The organism is Achromobacter sp. (assembly GCF_036567245.1).
In the GTDB taxonomy this organism is placed as follows: Bacteria; Pseudomonadota; Gammaproteobacteria; order Burkholderiales; family Burkholderiaceae_B; genus Achromobacter.
Genome location: NZ_DATCUY010000678.1, coordinates 1 through 16,057 on the forward strand (window position 1 = coordinate 1; position 16,057 = coordinate 16,057).

The 16,057-nt window shown below is 65.2% G+C and carries 16 protein-coding genes and 1 pseudogene; 10 read left to right on the forward strand and 7 right to left on the reverse strand.

What is annotated here, in order from left to right:
• A pseudogene (locus tag VIR09_RS29080) lies at nucleotides 1-417 on the reverse strand (malate synthase G); the annotation flags it as partial.
• Between the two features lie 238 nt (nucleotides 418-655).
• Between VIR09_RS29080 and glcC the strand changes: the two are divergent.
• The gene (gene glcC, locus VIR09_RS29085) at nucleotides 656-1,420 is read left to right on the forward strand and encodes a transcriptional regulator GlcC (protein WP_013396917.1); all 765 of its coding nucleotides are present in this window, start codon (nucleotides 656-658) and stop codon (nucleotides 1,418-1,420) included.
• A 57-nt stretch (nucleotides 1,421-1,477) separates the two neighbouring features.
• Here the strand turns inward: glcC and VIR09_RS29090 are convergent, their stop codons facing one another.
• The 5 genes from VIR09_RS29090 to VIR09_RS29110 all read right to left on the reverse strand — a co-directional run bounded on the left by VIR09_RS29090 (nucleotide 1,478) and on the right by VIR09_RS29110 (nucleotide 6,371).
• On the reverse strand, nucleotides 1,478-2,602 hold the full coding sequence (locus VIR09_RS29090; protein WP_332016028.1) for a saccharopine dehydrogenase family protein: 1,125 nt from the start codon (nucleotides 2,600-2,602) through the stop codon (nucleotides 1,478-1,480).
• Between the two features lie 201 nt (nucleotides 2,603-2,803).
• Nucleotides 2,804-3,196 carry a DUF4148 domain-containing protein gene (locus tag VIR09_RS29095; protein ID WP_063641514.1) on the reverse strand — a complete coding sequence of 131 codons (393 nt, stop codon included), beginning with the start codon at nucleotides 3,194-3,196 and terminating at the stop codon, nucleotides 2,804-2,806.
• A 313-nt stretch (nucleotides 3,197-3,509) separates the two neighbouring features.
• On the reverse strand, nucleotides 3,510-3,914 hold the full coding sequence (locus VIR09_RS29100; RefSeq protein ID WP_332016029.1) for a DUF1090 domain-containing protein: 405 nt from the start codon (nucleotides 3,912-3,914) through the stop codon (nucleotides 3,510-3,512).
• Nucleotides 3,915-4,030: 116 nt separating this feature from the next.
• Nucleotides 4,031-4,957: a 4-hydroxybenzoate octaprenyltransferase gene (ubiA, locus tag VIR09_RS29105; RefSeq protein ID WP_332016030.1), complete on the reverse strand. Its 927-nt coding sequence runs from the start codon at nucleotides 4,955-4,957 to the stop codon at nucleotides 4,031-4,033.
• A gap of 214 nt (nucleotides 4,958-5,171) precedes the next feature.
• Nucleotides 5,172-6,371 (reverse strand): PLP-dependent aminotransferase family protein, encoded by a 1,200-nt coding sequence (locus VIR09_RS29110; protein ID WP_332016031.1) that lies wholly within the window; start codon nucleotides 6,369-6,371, stop codon nucleotides 5,172-5,174.
• A gap of 179 nt (nucleotides 6,372-6,550) precedes the next feature.
• Between VIR09_RS29110 and VIR09_RS29115 the strand changes: the two genes are divergently transcribed.
• The 7 genes from VIR09_RS29115 to VIR09_RS29145 all read left to right on the forward strand — a co-directional run bounded on the left by VIR09_RS29115 (nucleotide 6,551) and on the right by VIR09_RS29145 (nucleotide 12,914).
• Entirely contained in the window at nucleotides 6,551-7,036 is a 486-nt protein-coding gene (locus VIR09_RS29115) for a GAF domain-containing protein (RefSeq protein WP_332016032.1), read from the forward strand.
• A gap of 72 nt (nucleotides 7,037-7,108) precedes the next feature.
• Entirely contained in the window at nucleotides 7,109-7,234 is a 126-nt protein-coding gene (locus tag VIR09_RS29120) for a hypothetical protein (RefSeq protein ID WP_332016033.1), read from the forward strand.
• A gap of 139 nt (nucleotides 7,235-7,373) precedes the next feature.
• Nucleotides 7,374-8,270 (forward strand): 4-hydroxy-tetrahydrodipicolinate synthase, encoded by an 897-nt coding sequence (gene dapA / locus VIR09_RS29125; protein WP_332016034.1) that lies wholly within the window; start codon nucleotides 7,374-7,376, stop codon nucleotides 8,268-8,270.
• A 123-nt stretch (nucleotides 8,271-8,393) separates the two neighbouring features.
• Nucleotides 8,394-9,170 (forward strand): sterol desaturase family protein, encoded by a 777-nt coding sequence (locus VIR09_RS29130; RefSeq protein ID WP_332016035.1) that lies wholly within the window; start codon nucleotides 8,394-8,396, stop codon nucleotides 9,168-9,170.
• A complete protein-coding gene (locus tag VIR09_RS29135; protein ID WP_332016036.1) occupies nucleotides 9,130-10,062 on the forward strand; it encodes a fatty acid desaturase in 933 nt (310 codons plus the stop codon). Before VIR09_RS29130 ends, VIR09_RS29135 begins: the two co-directional genes overlap by 41 nt.
• Nucleotides 10,063-10,095: 33 nt before the next feature.
• A complete protein-coding gene (locus VIR09_RS29140) occupies nucleotides 10,096-12,021 on the forward strand; it encodes an iron-containing redox enzyme family protein (protein ID WP_332016037.1) in 1,926 nt (641 codons plus the stop codon).
• Complete coding sequence (locus tag VIR09_RS29145) at nucleotides 12,018-12,914, forward strand: DUF6999 family protein (RefSeq protein ID WP_332016038.1); 897 nt, start codon at nucleotides 12,018-12,020, stop codon at nucleotides 12,912-12,914. Before VIR09_RS29140 ends, VIR09_RS29145 begins: the two co-directional genes overlap by 4 nt.
• 61 nt (nucleotides 12,915-12,975) lie before the next feature.
• Here the strand turns inward: VIR09_RS29145 and VIR09_RS29150 are convergent, their stop codons facing one another.
• Nucleotides 12,976-14,007, reverse strand: coding sequence for a hypothetical protein (locus tag VIR09_RS29150; protein WP_332016039.1), 1,032 nt, complete (start codon nucleotides 14,005-14,007; stop codon nucleotides 12,976-12,978).
• Nucleotides 14,008-14,287: 280 nt separating this feature from the next.
• On the opposite strand from VIR09_RS29150, the gene VIR09_RS29155 reads away from it, so the two are divergent.
• Together VIR09_RS29155 and VIR09_RS29160 are read left to right on the forward strand one after the other, a co-directional pair.
• A complete protein-coding gene (locus tag VIR09_RS29155) occupies nucleotides 14,288-15,571 on the forward strand; it encodes a putative Na+/H+ antiporter (RefSeq protein WP_332016040.1) in 1,284 nt (427 codons plus the stop codon).
• Between the two features lie 228 nt (nucleotides 15,572-15,799).
• Nucleotides 15,800-16,057: FmdB family zinc ribbon protein (locus tag VIR09_RS29160; protein WP_332016041.1), on the forward strand; the 258-nt coding region annotated here is incomplete at its 3' end.

Below are 16,057 nucleotides of genomic sequence, written 5' to 3' on the forward strand. Positions count from 1 at the left end.
GTACAGCGAGCCCCAGCGCGCGTTGGCGGCGTTCAGCGCGTAGCGCGAGTTGGACATCGGCACGACCAGCTGCGGGCCGGCCTGCTGCGAGATCTCGGTGTCGACGTTTTCGGTGGTGGCGCGCACGCTGGCGGGCTGCGGCAGCAGGTAGCCGATGCCTTCCAGGAATTTGCGGTAAGCGGCCGGGTCTGCGATGGGGCCGGGATGGGCGCGGTGCCAGGCGTCGAGCTCGGCCTGCAGGCGGTCGCGTTCGGCCAGCAGCGCGCGGTTCTTGGGCGCCAGGTCGTCCACCAGGGCCGCGAAGCCTTGCCAGAAGCCGTCGGCATCCAGGCCGGTGCCGGGCAGGGCTTCCTGTTCGATGAATTGGTTCAGATTGGCCGCCACTTGCAGGCCGTGGTGCTGGATGCGTTGAGTCATGCGGTTCTCTAGCGGTAAGGGACTGGCCGACGCCGCGCGCCGGGCGTATCTGGTCCCGACATCATCGTTCGCGTCTCTCTCAATGTCCATATCAAAACCCACTGGTCATACCAGTTTGTGCGCTGCCATATAGGCAAATACGTATTTTTTATGGTTTTATATCAGCGACTTACAGGGGTGTGATCCAATGGCTCCTATCGAAGGGCCGCTTGGTCATACCACTGGCGACGGAGAGTGCATGTACGCGGAAACAGAAGAAAAGCCCCGTCAGGTGGCGGACGAGGTCGCCGAACGGATCGAGCGGCTGATCCTGGACGGGGTGCTGAAGGCCGGCCAGGCGCTGCCTTCCGAACGGCGGTTGACCGAGAAGCTGGGCGTGTCGCGCACGGCCTTGCGCGAAGGGCTCAAGCTGTTGCGCGCGCGCGAGATCATCCATACCGCGCAGGGCAAGGGTTCCTATGTGGCGCACATCTCCAAGGTGGACGCCGGCCCGCTCATGCATCTGTTCAACTCGCAGCCGCGCACGCTCTATGACTTGCTTGAAGTGCGTTCGCTGCTGGAGGCCGAGTCCGCCCGGCTGGCGGCCATACGCGGCACCGAGGCGGATTTCATCATGATCCGCCGCCGCTATGACGAAATGGTGGCGGCCCAGGGCACCGCCACCGACACGGCGACGCATGCGCATCTGGACCATGCCTTCCATCTGGCCATCTGCGAGGCTTCGCACAATCCGGTGCTGGTGCACACGCTGCAATCCTTGACGGATCTGCTGCTGGGGTCGGTCTTCGCCTGCGTCAACAACCTGTACCACCGCCAACCCGAGAAGCGCCAGATCGACCGGCAGCACACGCGGCTGTTCAACGCCGTGACGGCGCGCCAGCCGGAGCAGGCGCGCAAGGCTGCCGCGGACCACGTGGACAGCGTGCGCCAGAGCCTGGCCGATATCGAGCAGGAAGAGCAACGCCTGGTGCGCGCGACCCTGCGGCTGGAAGGCTGGAGCTAGCGTCCCATCCCACCGTGAGCTTTTGCGGGATAGGACGCCTGGGGCGCGCGGCCGGAGTCAGCGGTCGGCCATCGCGCCGCTGCCCGCCAAGGCCAGCGGTTTGCCCGCGTAGACCCGCCCGAAACGGTTGTTGATGAAAGCGTCCAGGTCTATCGATTCCTGGCCCACGAAGCCGCGTTGCGGCAAGGCGCCTTGCGCCACCAAGTCCAGCGCGGCGCAGATTCCCGCAGCGGTGGAGAGCTGGATGGCGCTGAGGCGATGGCCGTCGACCTCCGCGCCGAAGATGCGGATGGGGTAGGACTCTTCCTCCAGGCGGCCATGCCGGCGGCCGGACGCCGAGGCCTGGATCACGATCACGTCCTGCTCGGTCGTGGGAATGGCGGCTTCGAAGATTTCCTTGAGCAGGTCGCGGCGGTCGCGCAGGCGCAGGTCGTTGAGCAGCAGTTTCATGATGCTGCAGTGGCCCGGGTAGCGCACCGATTTGTAGTCCACGTTGCGGGCGCGGCCGCGCAAGGTGGCGGGCAGGGTGCCCAATCCGCCCGAGGTGTTGAAGGCCTCGTATTCCACGCCATCCAGCGCGAAAGTTTCGTAGCCTTCCAGGGCGGGCACGCTGGTCAACTGGCCGTCGACGATGGCCTCGCAAGGGTTGCAGTATTCGTTGATCAGCCCCTCGGTGCTCCAGGTCAGGTTGTAGCGCAGGCTGTTGGAGGGATAGCGCGGCAGGGCGCCCACGCGCATGCGCAGGTCCAGCAGGGTGTCGAAGCGGCGCGCCAATGCGTTGCCGACCACGCCGATGAAGCCCGGGGCGAGGCCGCATTGGGGCATCAGCACGCTGCTTGCGGTTTCCGCCAGCGCCTGGATCGCGTGCGTGCTGGCCACGTCTTCCGTCAGGTCGAAGTAGTGCACGCCTGCCTTGGCACACAGGCCGGCCACTGCGGCGGCGCGGTGAAAGGGCAAGGCGTTGATGACCGCGTATCGGCCTTCGATGCATTGCGCCACGGAGTCGTCGTCGGAAATCTGGCGGGTTTCGCAGCCCAGTTCAGCCGCGATGCGCAGCCGCGCGGGATCCTGGTCGGCAACCAGCACCGAGTAGCCGCCGCTGCGTTCCAGCATCAGGGCAATGGCGAAACCGATTTTTCCGGCGCCCAGGAGTAGGACGAGCCGGGGAGAGGCGGTGGTCATGGTGCGGCTCCTGCATGGAAGGGGAGTGGGTGAGCTCATCCTATGCGGGGGCGCTGTCGATGTGTAGATGCTAAATAGTCGAATCGGCCATAGGTAACGTTAATTCGACTTAATTTATTGTCGAAACGTCAAAAACGAAGCCCTCCGGTTTGGGGCCGGAGGGCTTCGGGGCGCTGCCTGGCCGGGGAGGCCAGGGGGGGATCAGCTGCCCAGGGGCGGGTAGTCCAGGTTGCCGAAGGTGACCAGGCCTTCCGACTTGGCCTGGGCCAGTTCGGTGCGGACCTGGGCACGGGTCAGCGAAGTGGCTTGTTCAGCGGCGGCGACGGGCGGGTAGTCCAGATTGCCGAAGGTCACTTCGCCGGCGTTCTTGGCTTGCTGCAGTTCAGCTTGCACTTGCTGCGAGGTCAGGGTCGACTTCGGGGCGATGGCGGCGGGGTAGCCTTCTTCGCCGAAGGTGTATTGGCCCGAGACCTTGGCTTGTTGCAGTTCGGCTTGGACTTGAGCGCGGGTGGGGCCCTGATCAGCCTCGGCGGCTTGGGCGCCGGCAGCCAGAACGGACATCGACAGCATCAAAGCGGTAGCAAGGGTTTTCATGGCAGACCTCCAGTGTCTTGAGCTTGGGAGCCGAACCGCTGGCCTGATTGCCTGGGGTTCGCTTGCTGTGTCCCGATGAGATGCATTCTGGCCTCAAAACACCCCCGGATAAACCCTGATTCTCTGAAAACATCTTTCCAAAAAGAAGACTAATAGATTTCCATTTCGCCAAATGGCACCATGGATGGTGGAATTTCCATTTGATGACACCATAGGAGGTAGTCCACCCGGGAGGGGCGGAGGTCAGGCGGCGGCGGGGGGAGATGGGGCGCGCAGCCCCGGCTTGATCCCGGGGCTGGCAGGAGGGGGAGGATCAGCGGTTCAGTTCGACCAGCGCGGCGTTGTATTCCGCCTGGGCTTCGTCCAGCTTGCGCTGGGCCTTGTCGATCTTGTCCTGCTTGCCCTTGGCGCGGGCCTGCTTGAGCTCGCTTTCGCGTTCGGCGACCTTGTTCTGCTTGTCGCGCACATCGGCTTCGCGCTGCGATTGCAGGCGGCTGTCGGTGCAATGGGCCTTCGCCTCGGCCAAGGCTTTGCGCAACCCGGCTTCGCGGCGGGTATTGTTCTGTGCCTTGGCGGCAGCGATGTCGTTTTCGATTTCGCAGAACTTGGCGGTGCAGCCGCGCTGGGCCGAGCAATCGCTGGCGGCCTGGGCCGGAATCGCCACGAATGCGGCGGCCGCGGCGGCCGACAAGGCCAGGGATTTGAACAGTGAGGGCATGCGTGGTCTCCGTAAGGCGTTGCGGAGGCTACATCATGGCCCCAGTCGGCGCCGCCGGCAATGCGCGGCGTCAACGGGGCATCGGCGCCGCGATCAGGGCGCTGCCGACGCAGCCCTCAGCGGATCAGCGTGCCGGCCAGCGCGGCGGCGACCAGCAGGGCGCCCAGCCACAGGTTGGCGCGGAACAGCATGAAGTTGCGGTCGGGCCGCTGGATGTCGAAGACCTTCAGCTGCCACGCCAGGTGCACCGCCACCGCCACCATGCCGACCTGATAGGCCCATGACAGCCCGATGGCATAGCCGCCCCAGGCCCACAGCGCGATGGTGGCCAGGTAGAAGCCGCCGATCCAGAGCTTGCCCTGGTCGCCGAAACGCATGGCGGTGGAATGCAGGCCCAGGCTGCGGTCGTCGCGCACGTCCACGTAGGCGTAGATGCTGTCGTAGCCGACCTGCCACAGCACCGCGCCCGCCCACATGGCGATGGCGGCCAGCGGCACGTGGTTCTGCGTGTCCGACCAGGCCATCAGCATGCCCCAGTTGAAGCAGATGCCCAGCACCACCTGCGGCCAGTACGTGACGCGCTTGCACAGCGGGTAGATGAAGACGAAGGGCAGCACGGCCACGGCCAGCCAGCGGCTCATTTCATTCAGGAAGAACAGCAGCGACCCGCAGACCAGCAACTGCCCGACCAGGAACCAGACCGCGTTCTTCATCGTGAGCTGGCCGCTGGTCAGCGGACGGAAGCGGGTGCGCTCGACATGCTTGTCGAAATTGCGGTCGCACATGTCGTTGACGGTGCAGCCGATGCCGCGCATCAGCAGCGCGCCCAGCGAGAACACGATCAGCCGCCGCAGGTCGGGCAGGCCGCCGGCAGCCTGGACCAGCGCGGCGATGGCCGGCAGCAGGGTCAGCCAGGTGCCGATGGGGCGGTCCAGGCGGCACAGGCGGGCATAGGGCCGCCAGGACTTGGGCAGCCAGCGTTCGACCCAGTCGGTGAAGACGATGTCGCTGAGGTCAACGGGGGATGGTTGGGGGGCGCTCACTGTCACGGCGAAACGGAATGGGAAAACCAAGAGCATAAAACAACGGCGGCCGGGCATCCTGCCCAGCCGCCGTTCATCTTTCACAGCCCCTTCGAGGCACCCCCGTCATATTTCCACTGTCGTGGCGAAAGCGGGGCCGCACGGATCCGGGCTCCGCCGGTCCGTAGCGGCGCCCCCCTGGGGGGGAAGCGCCGCAGGCGCTTCGGGGGGGAGCCTACACTTCGGCTTTCAGCAGCTTGCCCAGGATCGCGATGCCGCGGCGGATCTTGTCTTCCGGCACGGTGGCGAAGCTCAGGCGCAGCGTGTTGGTCTTGCTGGCGCCGCAGTAGAACGGCGCGCCGGGCACGAACGCCACGTTTTGCGCGATGGCCTTTTCCAGCAGCTTGGTGCTGTCGATGTGCTCGGGCAAGGTCAGCCAGATGAACATGCCGCCTTCGGGCTTGGTCCAGGTGATGGTGTCCGGGAATTCCTGCTTGATGGCTTCCAGCATGCAGCTGCCCTGGGCGCGGTAGATTTCGCGCACGTTGGGCAGGTGCTCTTCCAGGAAGCCGTCCTTGACGATTTCGTACACGGCCATCTGGGTCAGCGTGGGCGTGTGCAGGTCGGTGGCTTGCTTAGCCTGCACCAGCTTGTTGATCAGCGGGCGCGCGGCGGCGATGTAGCCCAGGCGCAGGCCGGGGGCCAGCACCTTGGAGAACGTGCCCAGGCGAACGACGTTGGCGCCGTACTCGGCGGCCAGCGCGATCAGGCCAGGCTGCGGCTCGCCGGCGTAGCGCAGTTCGCCGTAGGGATCGTCCTCGACAATGGTCAGGTTCAGCTCCGCGGCGCGCTTGACCAACGCGATGCGGCGTTCCAGGTTCAGCGTGCGGCCGGTGGGGTTCTGGAAGTTGGGCAGGGCGTACAGGAAGCGGGCGCCATCGGCCAGTTCAGGGGTGATGGCTTCCGGGATCAGGCCGCCTTCGTCGGTGGGCACCGGCACGAAGTTGGGCTGGTACAGGCTGAACGATTGCAGCGCGCCCAGGTAGCTGGGGTCTTCGACCAGCACCTTGCTGTCCTTGTCGATCAGCACCTTGCCCAGCAGGTCCAGCGCCTGCTGCGAACCCGACACGATCAGGATCTGGTCGGCGGCGACGCTGGCGCCGGCCTTGTTCAGGTCATCGGCAACCCATTGGCGCAGCGGCGCAAAGCCTTCGGTGGGGCCGTACTGCAGGGCGGCGCGGCCGTTGGTGGACAGTACCTTGTCGAATGCCGCGCGAACTACCTCTACCGGGAAGCCGCCGGGCGCCGGCAGGCCGCCAGCGAACGAAATGACTTCGGGGCGCTCGGTGACCTTGAGGATCTCGCGGATGGCGGAGCTGGTGAGTTGCTGGGCGCGTTCCGAAAAGGAAAACGCAGGTTCGAGAGGCTTGTCCATGGAGTGCTTCTTGAAAAAGAAGGGTAGGAAAATACGGGCGGTTGGTCCCTTGAGGGCGGCCCGGCGGAAAAACATTCGGCAAAAAACTATTGTCCCACACGGCGGCGGCCCGGCCCCCATAACGCCGGGAACCCCTAAAATCACCTGCATCGATAACCGCCTGTACAGTTACATTTCCCATGTTCCAAGCCGCTCCCATCGTCGCCGACTCCAAGGCCGCCCTCTATGCCGGCCTGGTTGCCCAGGCCCGCGCCCTGCTCGAAGGCGAGCCCGATCGCATCGCCAACGCCGCCAACCTGAGCGCGCTGGCCTACCAGGCCCTGCCCGACCTGAACTGGGCGGGCTTCTATTTCTTTGACGGCACGGAACTGGTGCTGGGCCCCTTCCAGGGCAAGCCGGCTTGCGTGCGCATTCCGCTGAACCGCGGCGTATGCGGGGCGGCCGCCAGCCAGCGCCAGACGCAGCTGGTGCCCGACGTGCATGCGTTTCCCGGCCACATCGCCTGCGACGCGGCTTCGCGTTCCGAGATCGTGGTGCCGCTGGTCCATCAGGGCCAATTGATCGGCGTGTGGGACGTGGACAGCCCGGTGCCGGACCGTTTCGACGAAGACGACCGCCAGGGCATGGAAGCGCTGTGCGCGGTGTTCGTCGCGAGCCTGGGCTGACTCGCGGCGGCGCTACCGCGCCGCATGCCGTTGACACGGTTGCGGGCTCCCGGTAGATTTCCGCATCTGCGCTTGCAGACCACTGCATTCAATCCATACATGATTCATCAGGCCAACCAATCCGCTTTCCTGTTCCGCGCCCTGGGCGTGGTGCTGGCTTGCGCCGGCCTGAAATCCAAAAAACAGCCGCTCATCTGACCGGAGCATGCTGTTCCGTCAGATGGGCGACGGAACAGCGGCCTCCTGGCGGCGCTTGGCGCCGTCCGCGCATCCCCTGACATCCCGAGCACTTCTGTACGGTCCAACCACGGTCCGCTTACACCGAAGGAGTGTCCTCATGCAATCTCATCATCAATCTCCGATCCAGGGCGTCTGGGTGCCTCTGGTCACGCCGTTTTCCGGCGGCGCCGTGGATGGCGGGGCCTTGCGCCGCCTGGTGCGCCACTATGCCGCCGCGGGCGTGGACGGGCTGGTCGTGTGCGGCAGCACCGGCGAGGCCGCGTCGCTGGACGACGCCGAGCAACTGGCGGTGCTGGACGCCGTGCTGACCGAGGCGGGCAGGCTGCCCGTCATCATGGGCCTGGCGGGCAACCATCATGGCCATGTGATGCAACGGCTGGCCGCCTTCGGCACGCGTCCGTTGGCCGGCATCCTGGCGCCCGCGCCGTACTACGTGCGTCCCGGCCAGGAAGGCGCCGCCGCCTATTTCCGCTGCCTGGCCGATGCCTCGCGCTTCCCCCTGGTGCTCTACGACATTCCCTACCGCACCGGCACGACATTGGATACAGCGACCCTGGTGGCGCTGGCCGCGCACCCCAACATCGCCGCCATCAAGGACTGCGGCGGCTCGCTGGAAAAGACCATCGCCCTGATCGCCGACGGCAACATGCACGTGCTGGCGGGCGAGGACCTGCAGGCGCTATCCGTAATGAGCCTGGGGGGCGCAGGCATGATTGCGGCCGCGGCGCATATCCGTCCCGACCTGTTCGTGGCCATGCACCAGGCAGTGAAGGCCCAGCAGCTGGACCTGGCCCGCAAGCTGTTCCACGCGCTGGTCCCGGTCATCCAGCTGACCTTCGCCGAGCCCAATCCCGGTCCCTTGAAGGCGCAGCTGGGGCGCCAGGGCCTGCTGAGCGAGGAACTGCGCATGCCCATGCCGCCCGCCAGCATGGCTTTGGCGGCGCGCATGGACGCCGCCGTGGCGGGGCTGAACCGGCAGTATCCCTGCCAATAGCCCGAACTTGGTGAGCAGTCCGCCAGCTTTGTGGCGTTCGGATTCATTTAGTAATAAATGTCCTACCGGGAAGCTGACGGATTGCTTATCATGCGGCCATTCTTCGGGTGAAACAAAACGTTCATGGCCCAAGCTTTTGTAGCCTTGTCCGCCTGGCAAGTCATGCTGGCGGGCCTGCTGTTCTTCAGCGGCATCTATCTGGTCTTCGGTGCGGCCACCTGGCTGCTGACGCAGCACATCCTGCCCGCGCTGGGCATCGGGCGAGCGCTGGATCCGCGCCCGCTGGCGCCGGGCCAACTGCGGCGCGAATTCGCGCAGTCCAGCCTGTCCATCCTGCTGTTCGGCACGGGCATGATTTTCCCGTGGGGCCTGCTGCAGCTGGGCTGGGCGCACCTGGATCCGGATGCCAGCTGGCAAAAGATCACGGTCGAGATCCTGGTGCTGGTGGCCTGGAACGACGTGCATTTCTGGATCAACCATCGCCTGCTGCATACCAAGCTGCTGCGCCGCTTCCACCTGCCGCATCACCGCTCGGTCGTGACCACGCCGTTCTCGACCTACAGCTTCCATCCCATCGAAGCGCTGATGTTGGGCAACGTGATCATGCTGCCCATGGTGCTGCATGACTTCAGCTTCTGGTCGCTGGCGTCGGTGCCGCTGTTCAGCCTGTTCTTCAACTGCATCGGCCACGCCAACTACGACTTCTTTCCCAACGTGTCCTACGCGCACTGGTTCGCCGCCAGCCGCCGCCATCATTTGCACCACGCCTGCTACAACGGCAATTACGGTTTCCAGTTCACCTTCATGGACCGCCTGTTCCGCACTCGCCTCAAGGCCGAGGCGGCGCAGTCCCAGCTGAATGCTTTCCGGCAGCGAGAATCGCTTGGCGGGCGCGCTTAAGCGGCAGCGCCGGCTGCCGTCGCTGCGCAGCCGGCGCGACTGGCAAAGCCTGGCCTACCTGGCCGCGTTGCCCGCGCTGGCGGCGTGGCAGTGGGTGCACGGCTTCTGGTGGCCGCTGTACGGCTTGATGCTGTTCCTGACCCTGGGCGTGGGCGTCATCCACCACAACCATACGCACATCCGCATGTGGCGGGGACGCTGGGCCAACCGCGCGACCGATTTCTGGATCACGCTGCTGCAGGGGCATCCGACCTTCGTGTTCTATCCGGCGCACGTGGCCAACCACCATCGCTACAAGCACGGCGCACGCGACGTGGCGCGCACCTACCGCTTCGGCGGCGACACCAACCATCTTTGGGGCTACCTGATTCATCCCCTGCAAGCGGGCTGGGTGCTATATCCCTTGTTCTTCGCGTGGCTGGGCCGCTTGTACCGGCATTGGCCGGGCGCCTGGCGCTATTGCATGGCGCAGTACGGCGTATGGCTGGGTCTATGGGGCGGGCTGCTGGCGGTCAACCCCGTGAAGGCGCTGGTGTTCGTCATTGTGCCGCAGCTGCACGGGCTGCACTGGCTGCTGGCCACCAACTACCTGCAGCATGCGCACGCCGACGGCGGGCCCCGGTCCGTCGCGGGCCTGAACTATGCGCGCAATTTCGAAGGACTGGTCAATCCGCTGCTCTTCAACATCGGCCTGCACACCGCGCACCACGAGCATCCGCGGGCGCACTGGTCCGAACTGACGCGCCTGCACCGCGAGCAATACCGCCACCGCGTGAACCCGGCCTTGAACGAGCCGGGCCTCACGCCCTACATGTTCCGCGTGTTCCTGCTGGGCGCCTTCATGCCGCGCTTTCGCAGCCGCTCATGCATGGCGCCCGAGCACATCCGCTAGCGCCGCACACCCTACATCCACCAGAGGCCTCCCATGCCCATTGCGTTTCATCGTGTCTACCTGGAAAGCGCCGGCTATTTCATGCCGGGCGAGCCCGTGTCCAACGATGCCATGGACAGCTACATCGCGCCGCTGAACCGCATGTCCAGCCGCATCAAGAGCCGCATCCTGGCGGAGAACGGCATCAAGCAGCGCTACTACGCGATCGATCCCGAGGGCGCCACGGTGTACACCAACGCGCAGCTCGCGGCCAACGCCATCCGCGATTGCCTGCGGCGCCATGACAGTGATCTGTCGGCCGTGTCGCTGCTGGCCAGCGGCTCGTCGGGCGGGGATGCGCTGATGCCGGGTTTCTCCAACATGATCCAGGGCGAGCTGGCCGCGCATCCGATGGAAACCCTGTCGGTGCACGGCATTTGCGCGGCGGGCGTGTCGGCGATCCAGACGGCCGCGCAGGGCGTGGAGCTGGGCGGACACGCCAGCGCCCTGGCCGTGGCCAGCGAGCTGCCGTCGCGGCTGTTCAAGCGCTCGCGCTTCGCGGCGCGCGGCTACGACGCCGACTTCGATGCGCATTTCCTGCGCTGGATGCTGTCGGACGGCGCAGGGGCGGTGTTGTTGGGCAACAGCGGACGGCCCTTGCCGGGCGCTTCGCAAGGCGTGCGCCTGCGCCTGAAGTGGGTGCACCAGCGTTCGTTCTCGGGCGACTATCCGGTGTGCATGCAGCTGGGGCTGTCGGCCGATCGCGCCAAGGGTCATCTGGACTATCCGTCGTGGAACGAGGCCGAGGCCGACGGCGCGCTGTCCTTGCGCCAGGACATCCGCCTGCTGCCGCACCTGTTCGACATCGGCATCCATGAATACGCCAAGCTGGTGCGCGACGGCTGGGTGGATCCGGACCAGGTGGACCACTTCCTGTGTCATTACTCGTCGGAGAAGTTCATCCCGGTGGTGGAAGACCTGATGGAGAAGGCCGGCCTGGTGATCCCACGCGAACGCTGGTTCAGCAACCTGGCGTGGCGCGGCAACACCGGTGCGGCCTCCATCCTGATCATGCTGGCCGAGTTCCTGGAAACGCGCGAAGTGAAGCCCGGTGAGCAGATCTTCTGCTACATCCCGGAATCGGGCCGTTTCATGGCCGCCTACATGCTGCTGGAAGCCGAGGCCGTGCACGCGCCGCAGATCGCCGTGGGCGCGCCCATGGCAGCCGCCGCGCGGGAAGATGCGAACAGCGACGACGCCGCCGCGATCGCGCCGCCGCACGATCCGGACATGGCGCCGCAAGGCCTGGGCCAGCTGCTGACCGAGCTGGCTGCGATCTGGCACGACTACCGCTCGCGCGTGTGGCGCACGCCGGTGGTGCGGCGCCTGCGCAATCGCCAGTTCCAGACGGCCGACTATCTGAACTGGATGGAGAACTGGATTCCGCAGGTGCGCGAAGGCAGCAAGTGGATGCGCGAAGGCGCGGCCTCGCTGTCGGAGCAGTACGCGCCGCTGGCCGCGTTGATCGACATGCATGCCGGCGAAGAGCAGAACGATTTCCAGATCCTGTTCCAGGACTACCGCAACGCGGGCGGCCCGGTGGACAGCATCGATGCCCTGCGCCGCAATCCCGGCGGCGAGGCGCTCAACGCCTATCTGCACGGCCTGGCCGCCACGCGCGATCCCATCGGCCTGCTGGGCGCCATCTACATCATCGAGGGCACCGGCCAGCGTATCGTGCCGGCGCTGCTGCCGCTGCTCAAAGCCAGCCTGACGCTGCCGCCCGACGCCTTCCGCTTCCTGGAGTACCACGGCCACAACGACGAGCATCACCTGGCGCGCTGGCTGTCGGCGGTGGAGCTGGCGCTGGACTGCGACGAGGACGGCCGCGCCGAACAGCGTATCGTCGACACGGCGCGCCGCACGGCCGCGCTGTACCTGATGCAGTTCCACCACGTGATGGAAGGCGACGCGTCATGAGCAAAGAACCCGAATTCCTTGCCAAGCCGCACGATCCCGCCGATCCCAGCCCCTGGCTGGCGCTCTACCTGGACCGCAGCACGCCCTTGCCGGACAAGGTGAAGAAGGCCTGGCTGACGGATTCCAGCTGCGCCTCGCGCCAGTACCTGCTGCCCTTCTTGCGGCCGCTGGCGCGCGCCTTCATCATCCTGATCCAGGTCGTCAAGACCGTCCTGCCGCGGCGCTGGTCGCATTCCAAGCTGCTGCACCGCATACTGGCCTGGGGCTTGAAGCGCTTCGTGTCGCCCGAGGCCAACTGGCTGATCCTGCGCCATTTCCACCTGGGCGCGCAGATCCTGTCCTTCATCGCGGCCAACTCGCCGGTGCGCGTTACCACCACGCCGCTGGAACCGCGCGATATCGATGACCTGAAGGACGAACTCTTCGTCAAGCACGACCTGAACCTGTTCAACTTCGTCATCCGCCTGAACCAGGCGCTGCGCGATGCAGGCGTGGAAATGCATGCGCCGGAACGGGTCGATTTCTCGATGATCCGCGATCCGGACCTGCTGCTCGAAGACATGCCGCAGGGAAAACTGAACTTCCTGGACCTGCAAAGCGCGATCGAGCTGTTCACGCCGCTGTATCAGCTGATGCTGACCGACAACGACTTCTGGCGCGCGGCCAATTCGCTGCAGCTGGATGAGACCATTGGCATCTACGCGGCCAAGCTGCTGGGCGCGCCGCAGCACCTGATCCTGGTCAACAACAACCATCCGCTGGTGCCGATGTCGACCTTGCGCGCGGGCTACCGGCTGGTGCTGCACGGGCTGTCCACCGAGATGCTGCACAGCCTGCTGATGGAAATGAAAGAGGCGCAGCAGGGCGGCGAACCGTCCGCGCCGATCGCCTGAGGCCTGTTCGGGTTTAATCGGTGCCAGTGTCTTGGCTGGGTCTCGGGCCGCTGGAACGGGGCTACGCTTCGGGCGCGGGGTTCGGCTGATGGCAGCCCGTTCCACGCTCGGAAACGACGGTATCGTCAGTTGGTTTGAGGTAGGCATCAAAGATGGGCAGGACCTGCTCCCATTCCAATCGTTGAGCCCGGGCCGCAAAGAGCGCCTTGCCGAAGGTCACCGGATTCCGGGGACTGGCCAGCACCTTTTCCAGCGCGTCCTTGTCGTCGTCATGTTTGGCGTGAAATACCGGATCCTGGCCATCATAGTGGTAGAACTTGCGGATTCTCCCATCGGGGCCGCGGAGGGTGTGGCAGGCAGCATATGAATCCTGCGCGATATGGAGCAATTGCCCCAAGGCGATGCCACGGGAAGCTACACCGAATTGATAGTCCATAAGGTCGCCTATGCGCCGGGTGCCGGGCCGAAAGAACGTCGACATCCCGGGGACCACCGTGACCCAATCATTCGTGTCATATGTGTTCCCCAACGAAATTTCGTAGGCAAAGCGGGCCCAGATCAGGAGATTCTCGTAATTCTTCCCCGCGCTCACGTTACGCGGAGACATGGCGTGCAGAAACTGCAGATCCCCAAAATGGCCGCGCCCGCCCCAGGACATCTTGGAGTTCTTGCCCTTGTCCTTTTCCGCGTTCTTGAGCGACGCTCTGACCAGGTGCATGAGGTAGCACCGGGACTTATCTCGATCCAGCGGGGATACCTTGCCTAGGCAGCCCTTTGTGCTGTTGTCCGTCAACCAAACGGTGGGGAAGTCGTTCCAACGGACGCCGGTTTGCACATCGGCCATATGGATGTCTTCGTGTTCCAGTCCCGTCTTGCAATCTACCAAGGGCGTGCAATCGAAGACGGCCAGAGTCAACTGCTGGTGTATGGGGCTCGCCCCATCGAGGAAGGGGATTTGCGATTGGTTCTGTTTCGAAAGATCCTGGGCAAAGGCGTCTTCCACGGGGGTCAGACGCAGTTTCCAAGCTGATGCCGTGCCAGGGAACGACAGGATGGCAAGCAGGAAAATTGCTGAAACAACAGGGTTGTTCATGACCATTCCTTGACGATGGTTGCGGCAAGTCTGCATGCTGGCATGGACTCTTATAGTGGCTGCCATTGCCAAAAAATAGCTGGTGGTATCCACAATTGCTTGGTGCGCGAATTCTGCCCACCATCGCGGGGCACTTGCAGTGCAGATTGGCTGAGGCGACAGCAGACGATGAGCGCGAACCTTGGTCTCCGACGCAAGCGCTGCGGTATATTGCAGCGCTCGTCCGGTCGCCGATGCCGCCCTGCGGCTGCGCCTGAATCACCTCCTGGAAGCTCTGTCCATGCCTTCGTCCATCGAGATCATCGCCACTCTCCTGTTCACCGTGGCGGTCCTTCATACCTTCTCGGTTCCTTACTTCGCGCGGCTCGCGCATCGTGGCGGACCGCATGCGGGCATCTGGCATCTGTTCTCCGAAGTCGAAGCCGTGTTCGGCGTCTGGGCCTTTGTGCTGATCGTGGCAATGGCGGCGCTGGCCGGCCCCTCGCATGCCATCGAATACATGGACACGCGCAACTTCACCGAGCCGCTGTTCGTCTTCGTGATCATGGTGGTGGCGGCCAGCCGGCCGATCCTTGAACTGGTGGGCATGCTGGTGCGGCTGGTGGCGCGCGTGCTGCCGCTGCCGCGCGAACTCGCCACCTTCTTCGTCGTGATGTCGCTGGTGCCGCTGGGCGGCTCCTTCATCACCGAACCGGCCGCGATGACGCTGGCCGCCATCCTGCTGCGCGACGCCTACTTCCGCAGCAGCGGGCGCGCGGGCTTCAAGTACCTGACTCTCGGCGTGCTGTTCGTCAACGTCTCCATCGGCGGCGTGCTGACCTCCTATGCCGCACCGCCGGTGCTGATGGTGGCCTCCACCTTCGGCTGGGACTCGGCCTTCATGGCGCAGCATTTCGGCTGGCGCGCGGCGGTCGCCGTCTGCCTGAACGCGGCGCTCCTGACCTTCATCTGCCGCAAGGCGCTGCTGGAGCGCTCGGTGGGCACGGGCGGCGGCGTGGACGCGCCGGAAGGCGGCGACGCGCGCGGGCCGGTGCCGCTGCTGGTCATGCTGGTGCACCTGGTCTTCCTGGTTGCCGTGGTGCTCAGCGCGCACCATCCGGCTATTTTCCTGGGCCTGTTGATGATGTTCATCGGTTTTTCCGAAGCCTATAAGCGCTACCAGAGCCGCCTGATGATCAAGGAAGGCCTGATGGTGGGCTTCTTCCTGGCCGGCCTGGTGGTGCTGGGCGGCCTGCAGAAATGGTGGCTGCAGGACCTGCTGGGCGGGCTCGAGCCCTTTGTGCTGTTCTGGGGCGCCACCGCGCTCACCGCCATTACCGACAATGCCGCGCTGACCTACCTGGGTTCGCTGGTCGAAGGCACCAACGAGGCCTGGCGTTACATGTTGGTGGCCGGCGCGGTCACGGGCGGGGGCCTGACGGTGATCGCCAACGCGCCCAACCCGGCCGGGTTCGCCATCCTGAAGAACCATTTCCCGGACGGCAGCATTTCGTCGGGGCGGCTGTTTCTGTCGGCCCTGGCGCCGACCCTGGTGGCGGCCGTCATGTTCCTGCTTCCCGTATAGGGCGGCAGGGCCGGAAAGACCGCTGGCGGCGCCCTTGAGGCGCTGCCACAGGCGGGCCGCCGGGGGCAGACACCGGGCGTTCACGAAAAACCGCTAAAATTCAAGACTTTCCCGTATTTTTTCCGGCCTTGCCCGCCTGCCGCTTCCGTTCGGACCTGATCCGGCCCAGGACCTCGCGTCCGGCGACAGCGGCTTTTGATACGCCGGGCCCGCGCCTGGGAGCCCTAGATGCCCATTTACGCTTACAAGTGCAGCGCCTGCGGCCATGCCAAAGACGTCTTGCAGAAGATTTCCGATGCGCCGCTTTCGGTTTGCCCCGAATGCGGTCAAAGCGCTTTCTCCAAGCAGGTGACCGCGGCTGGATTCCAGCTCAAGGGCTCCGGCTGGTATGTCACGGACTTCCGCGGCAACGGTAACAGCGGCAGCCAAGGTGCGGCTGCGGCCGGCACGCCGGCGGCGCCCGCTGAAAGCGCCGCGCCTGCCGCC

Bases quoted from the DNA above. Each gene is read 5' to 3' on its own strand.
- VIR09_RS29135 (WP_332016036.1), top strand. From the start codon at position 9,130: ATGCTTTCCGGCAGCGAGAATCGCTTGGCGGGCGCGCTTAAGCGGCAG.
- dapA (WP_332016034.1), top strand. From the start codon at position 7,374: ATGCAATCTCATCATCAATCTCCGATCCAGGGCGTCTGGGTGCCTCTG.
- VIR09_RS29090 (WP_332016028.1), bottom strand. From the start codon at position 2,602: ATGACCACCGCCTCTCCCCGGCTCGTCCTACTCCTGGGCGCCGGAAAA.
- VIR09_RS29155 (WP_332016040.1), top strand. From the start codon at position 14,288: ATGCCTTCGTCCATCGAGATCATCGCCACTCTCCTGTTCACCGTGGCG.
- VIR09_RS29145 (WP_332016038.1), top strand. From the start codon at position 12,018: ATGAGCAAAGAACCCGAATTCCTTGCCAAGCCGCACGATCCCGCCGAT.
- VIR09_RS29115 (WP_332016032.1), top strand. From the start codon at position 6,551: ATGTTCCAAGCCGCTCCCATCGTCGCCGACTCCAAGGCCGCCCTCTAT.
- VIR09_RS29110 (WP_332016031.1), bottom strand. From the start codon at position 6,371: ATGGACAAGCCTCTCGAACCTGCGTTTTCCTTTTCGGAACGCGCCCAG.
- VIR09_RS29095 (WP_063641514.1), bottom strand. From the start codon at position 3,196: ATGAAAACCCTTGCTACCGCTTTGATGCTGTCGATGTCCGTTCTGGCT.
- VIR09_RS29140 (WP_332016037.1), top strand. From the start codon at position 10,096: ATGCCCATTGCGTTTCATCGTGTCTACCTGGAAAGCGCCGGCTATTTC.
- VIR09_RS29130 (WP_332016035.1), top strand. From the start codon at position 8,394: ATGGCCCAAGCTTTTGTAGCCTTGTCCGCCTGGCAAGTCATGCTGGCG.
- glcC (WP_013396917.1), top strand. From the start codon at position 656: ATGTACGCGGAAACAGAAGAAAAGCCCCGTCAGGTGGCGGACGAGGTC.
- VIR09_RS29150 (WP_332016039.1), bottom strand. From the start codon at position 14,007: ATGAACAACCCTGTTGTTTCAGCAATTTTCCTGCTTGCCATCCTGTCG.
- VIR09_RS29100 (WP_332016029.1), bottom strand. From the start codon at position 3,914: ATGCCCTCACTGTTCAAATCCCTGGCCTTGTCGGCCGCCGCGGCCGCC.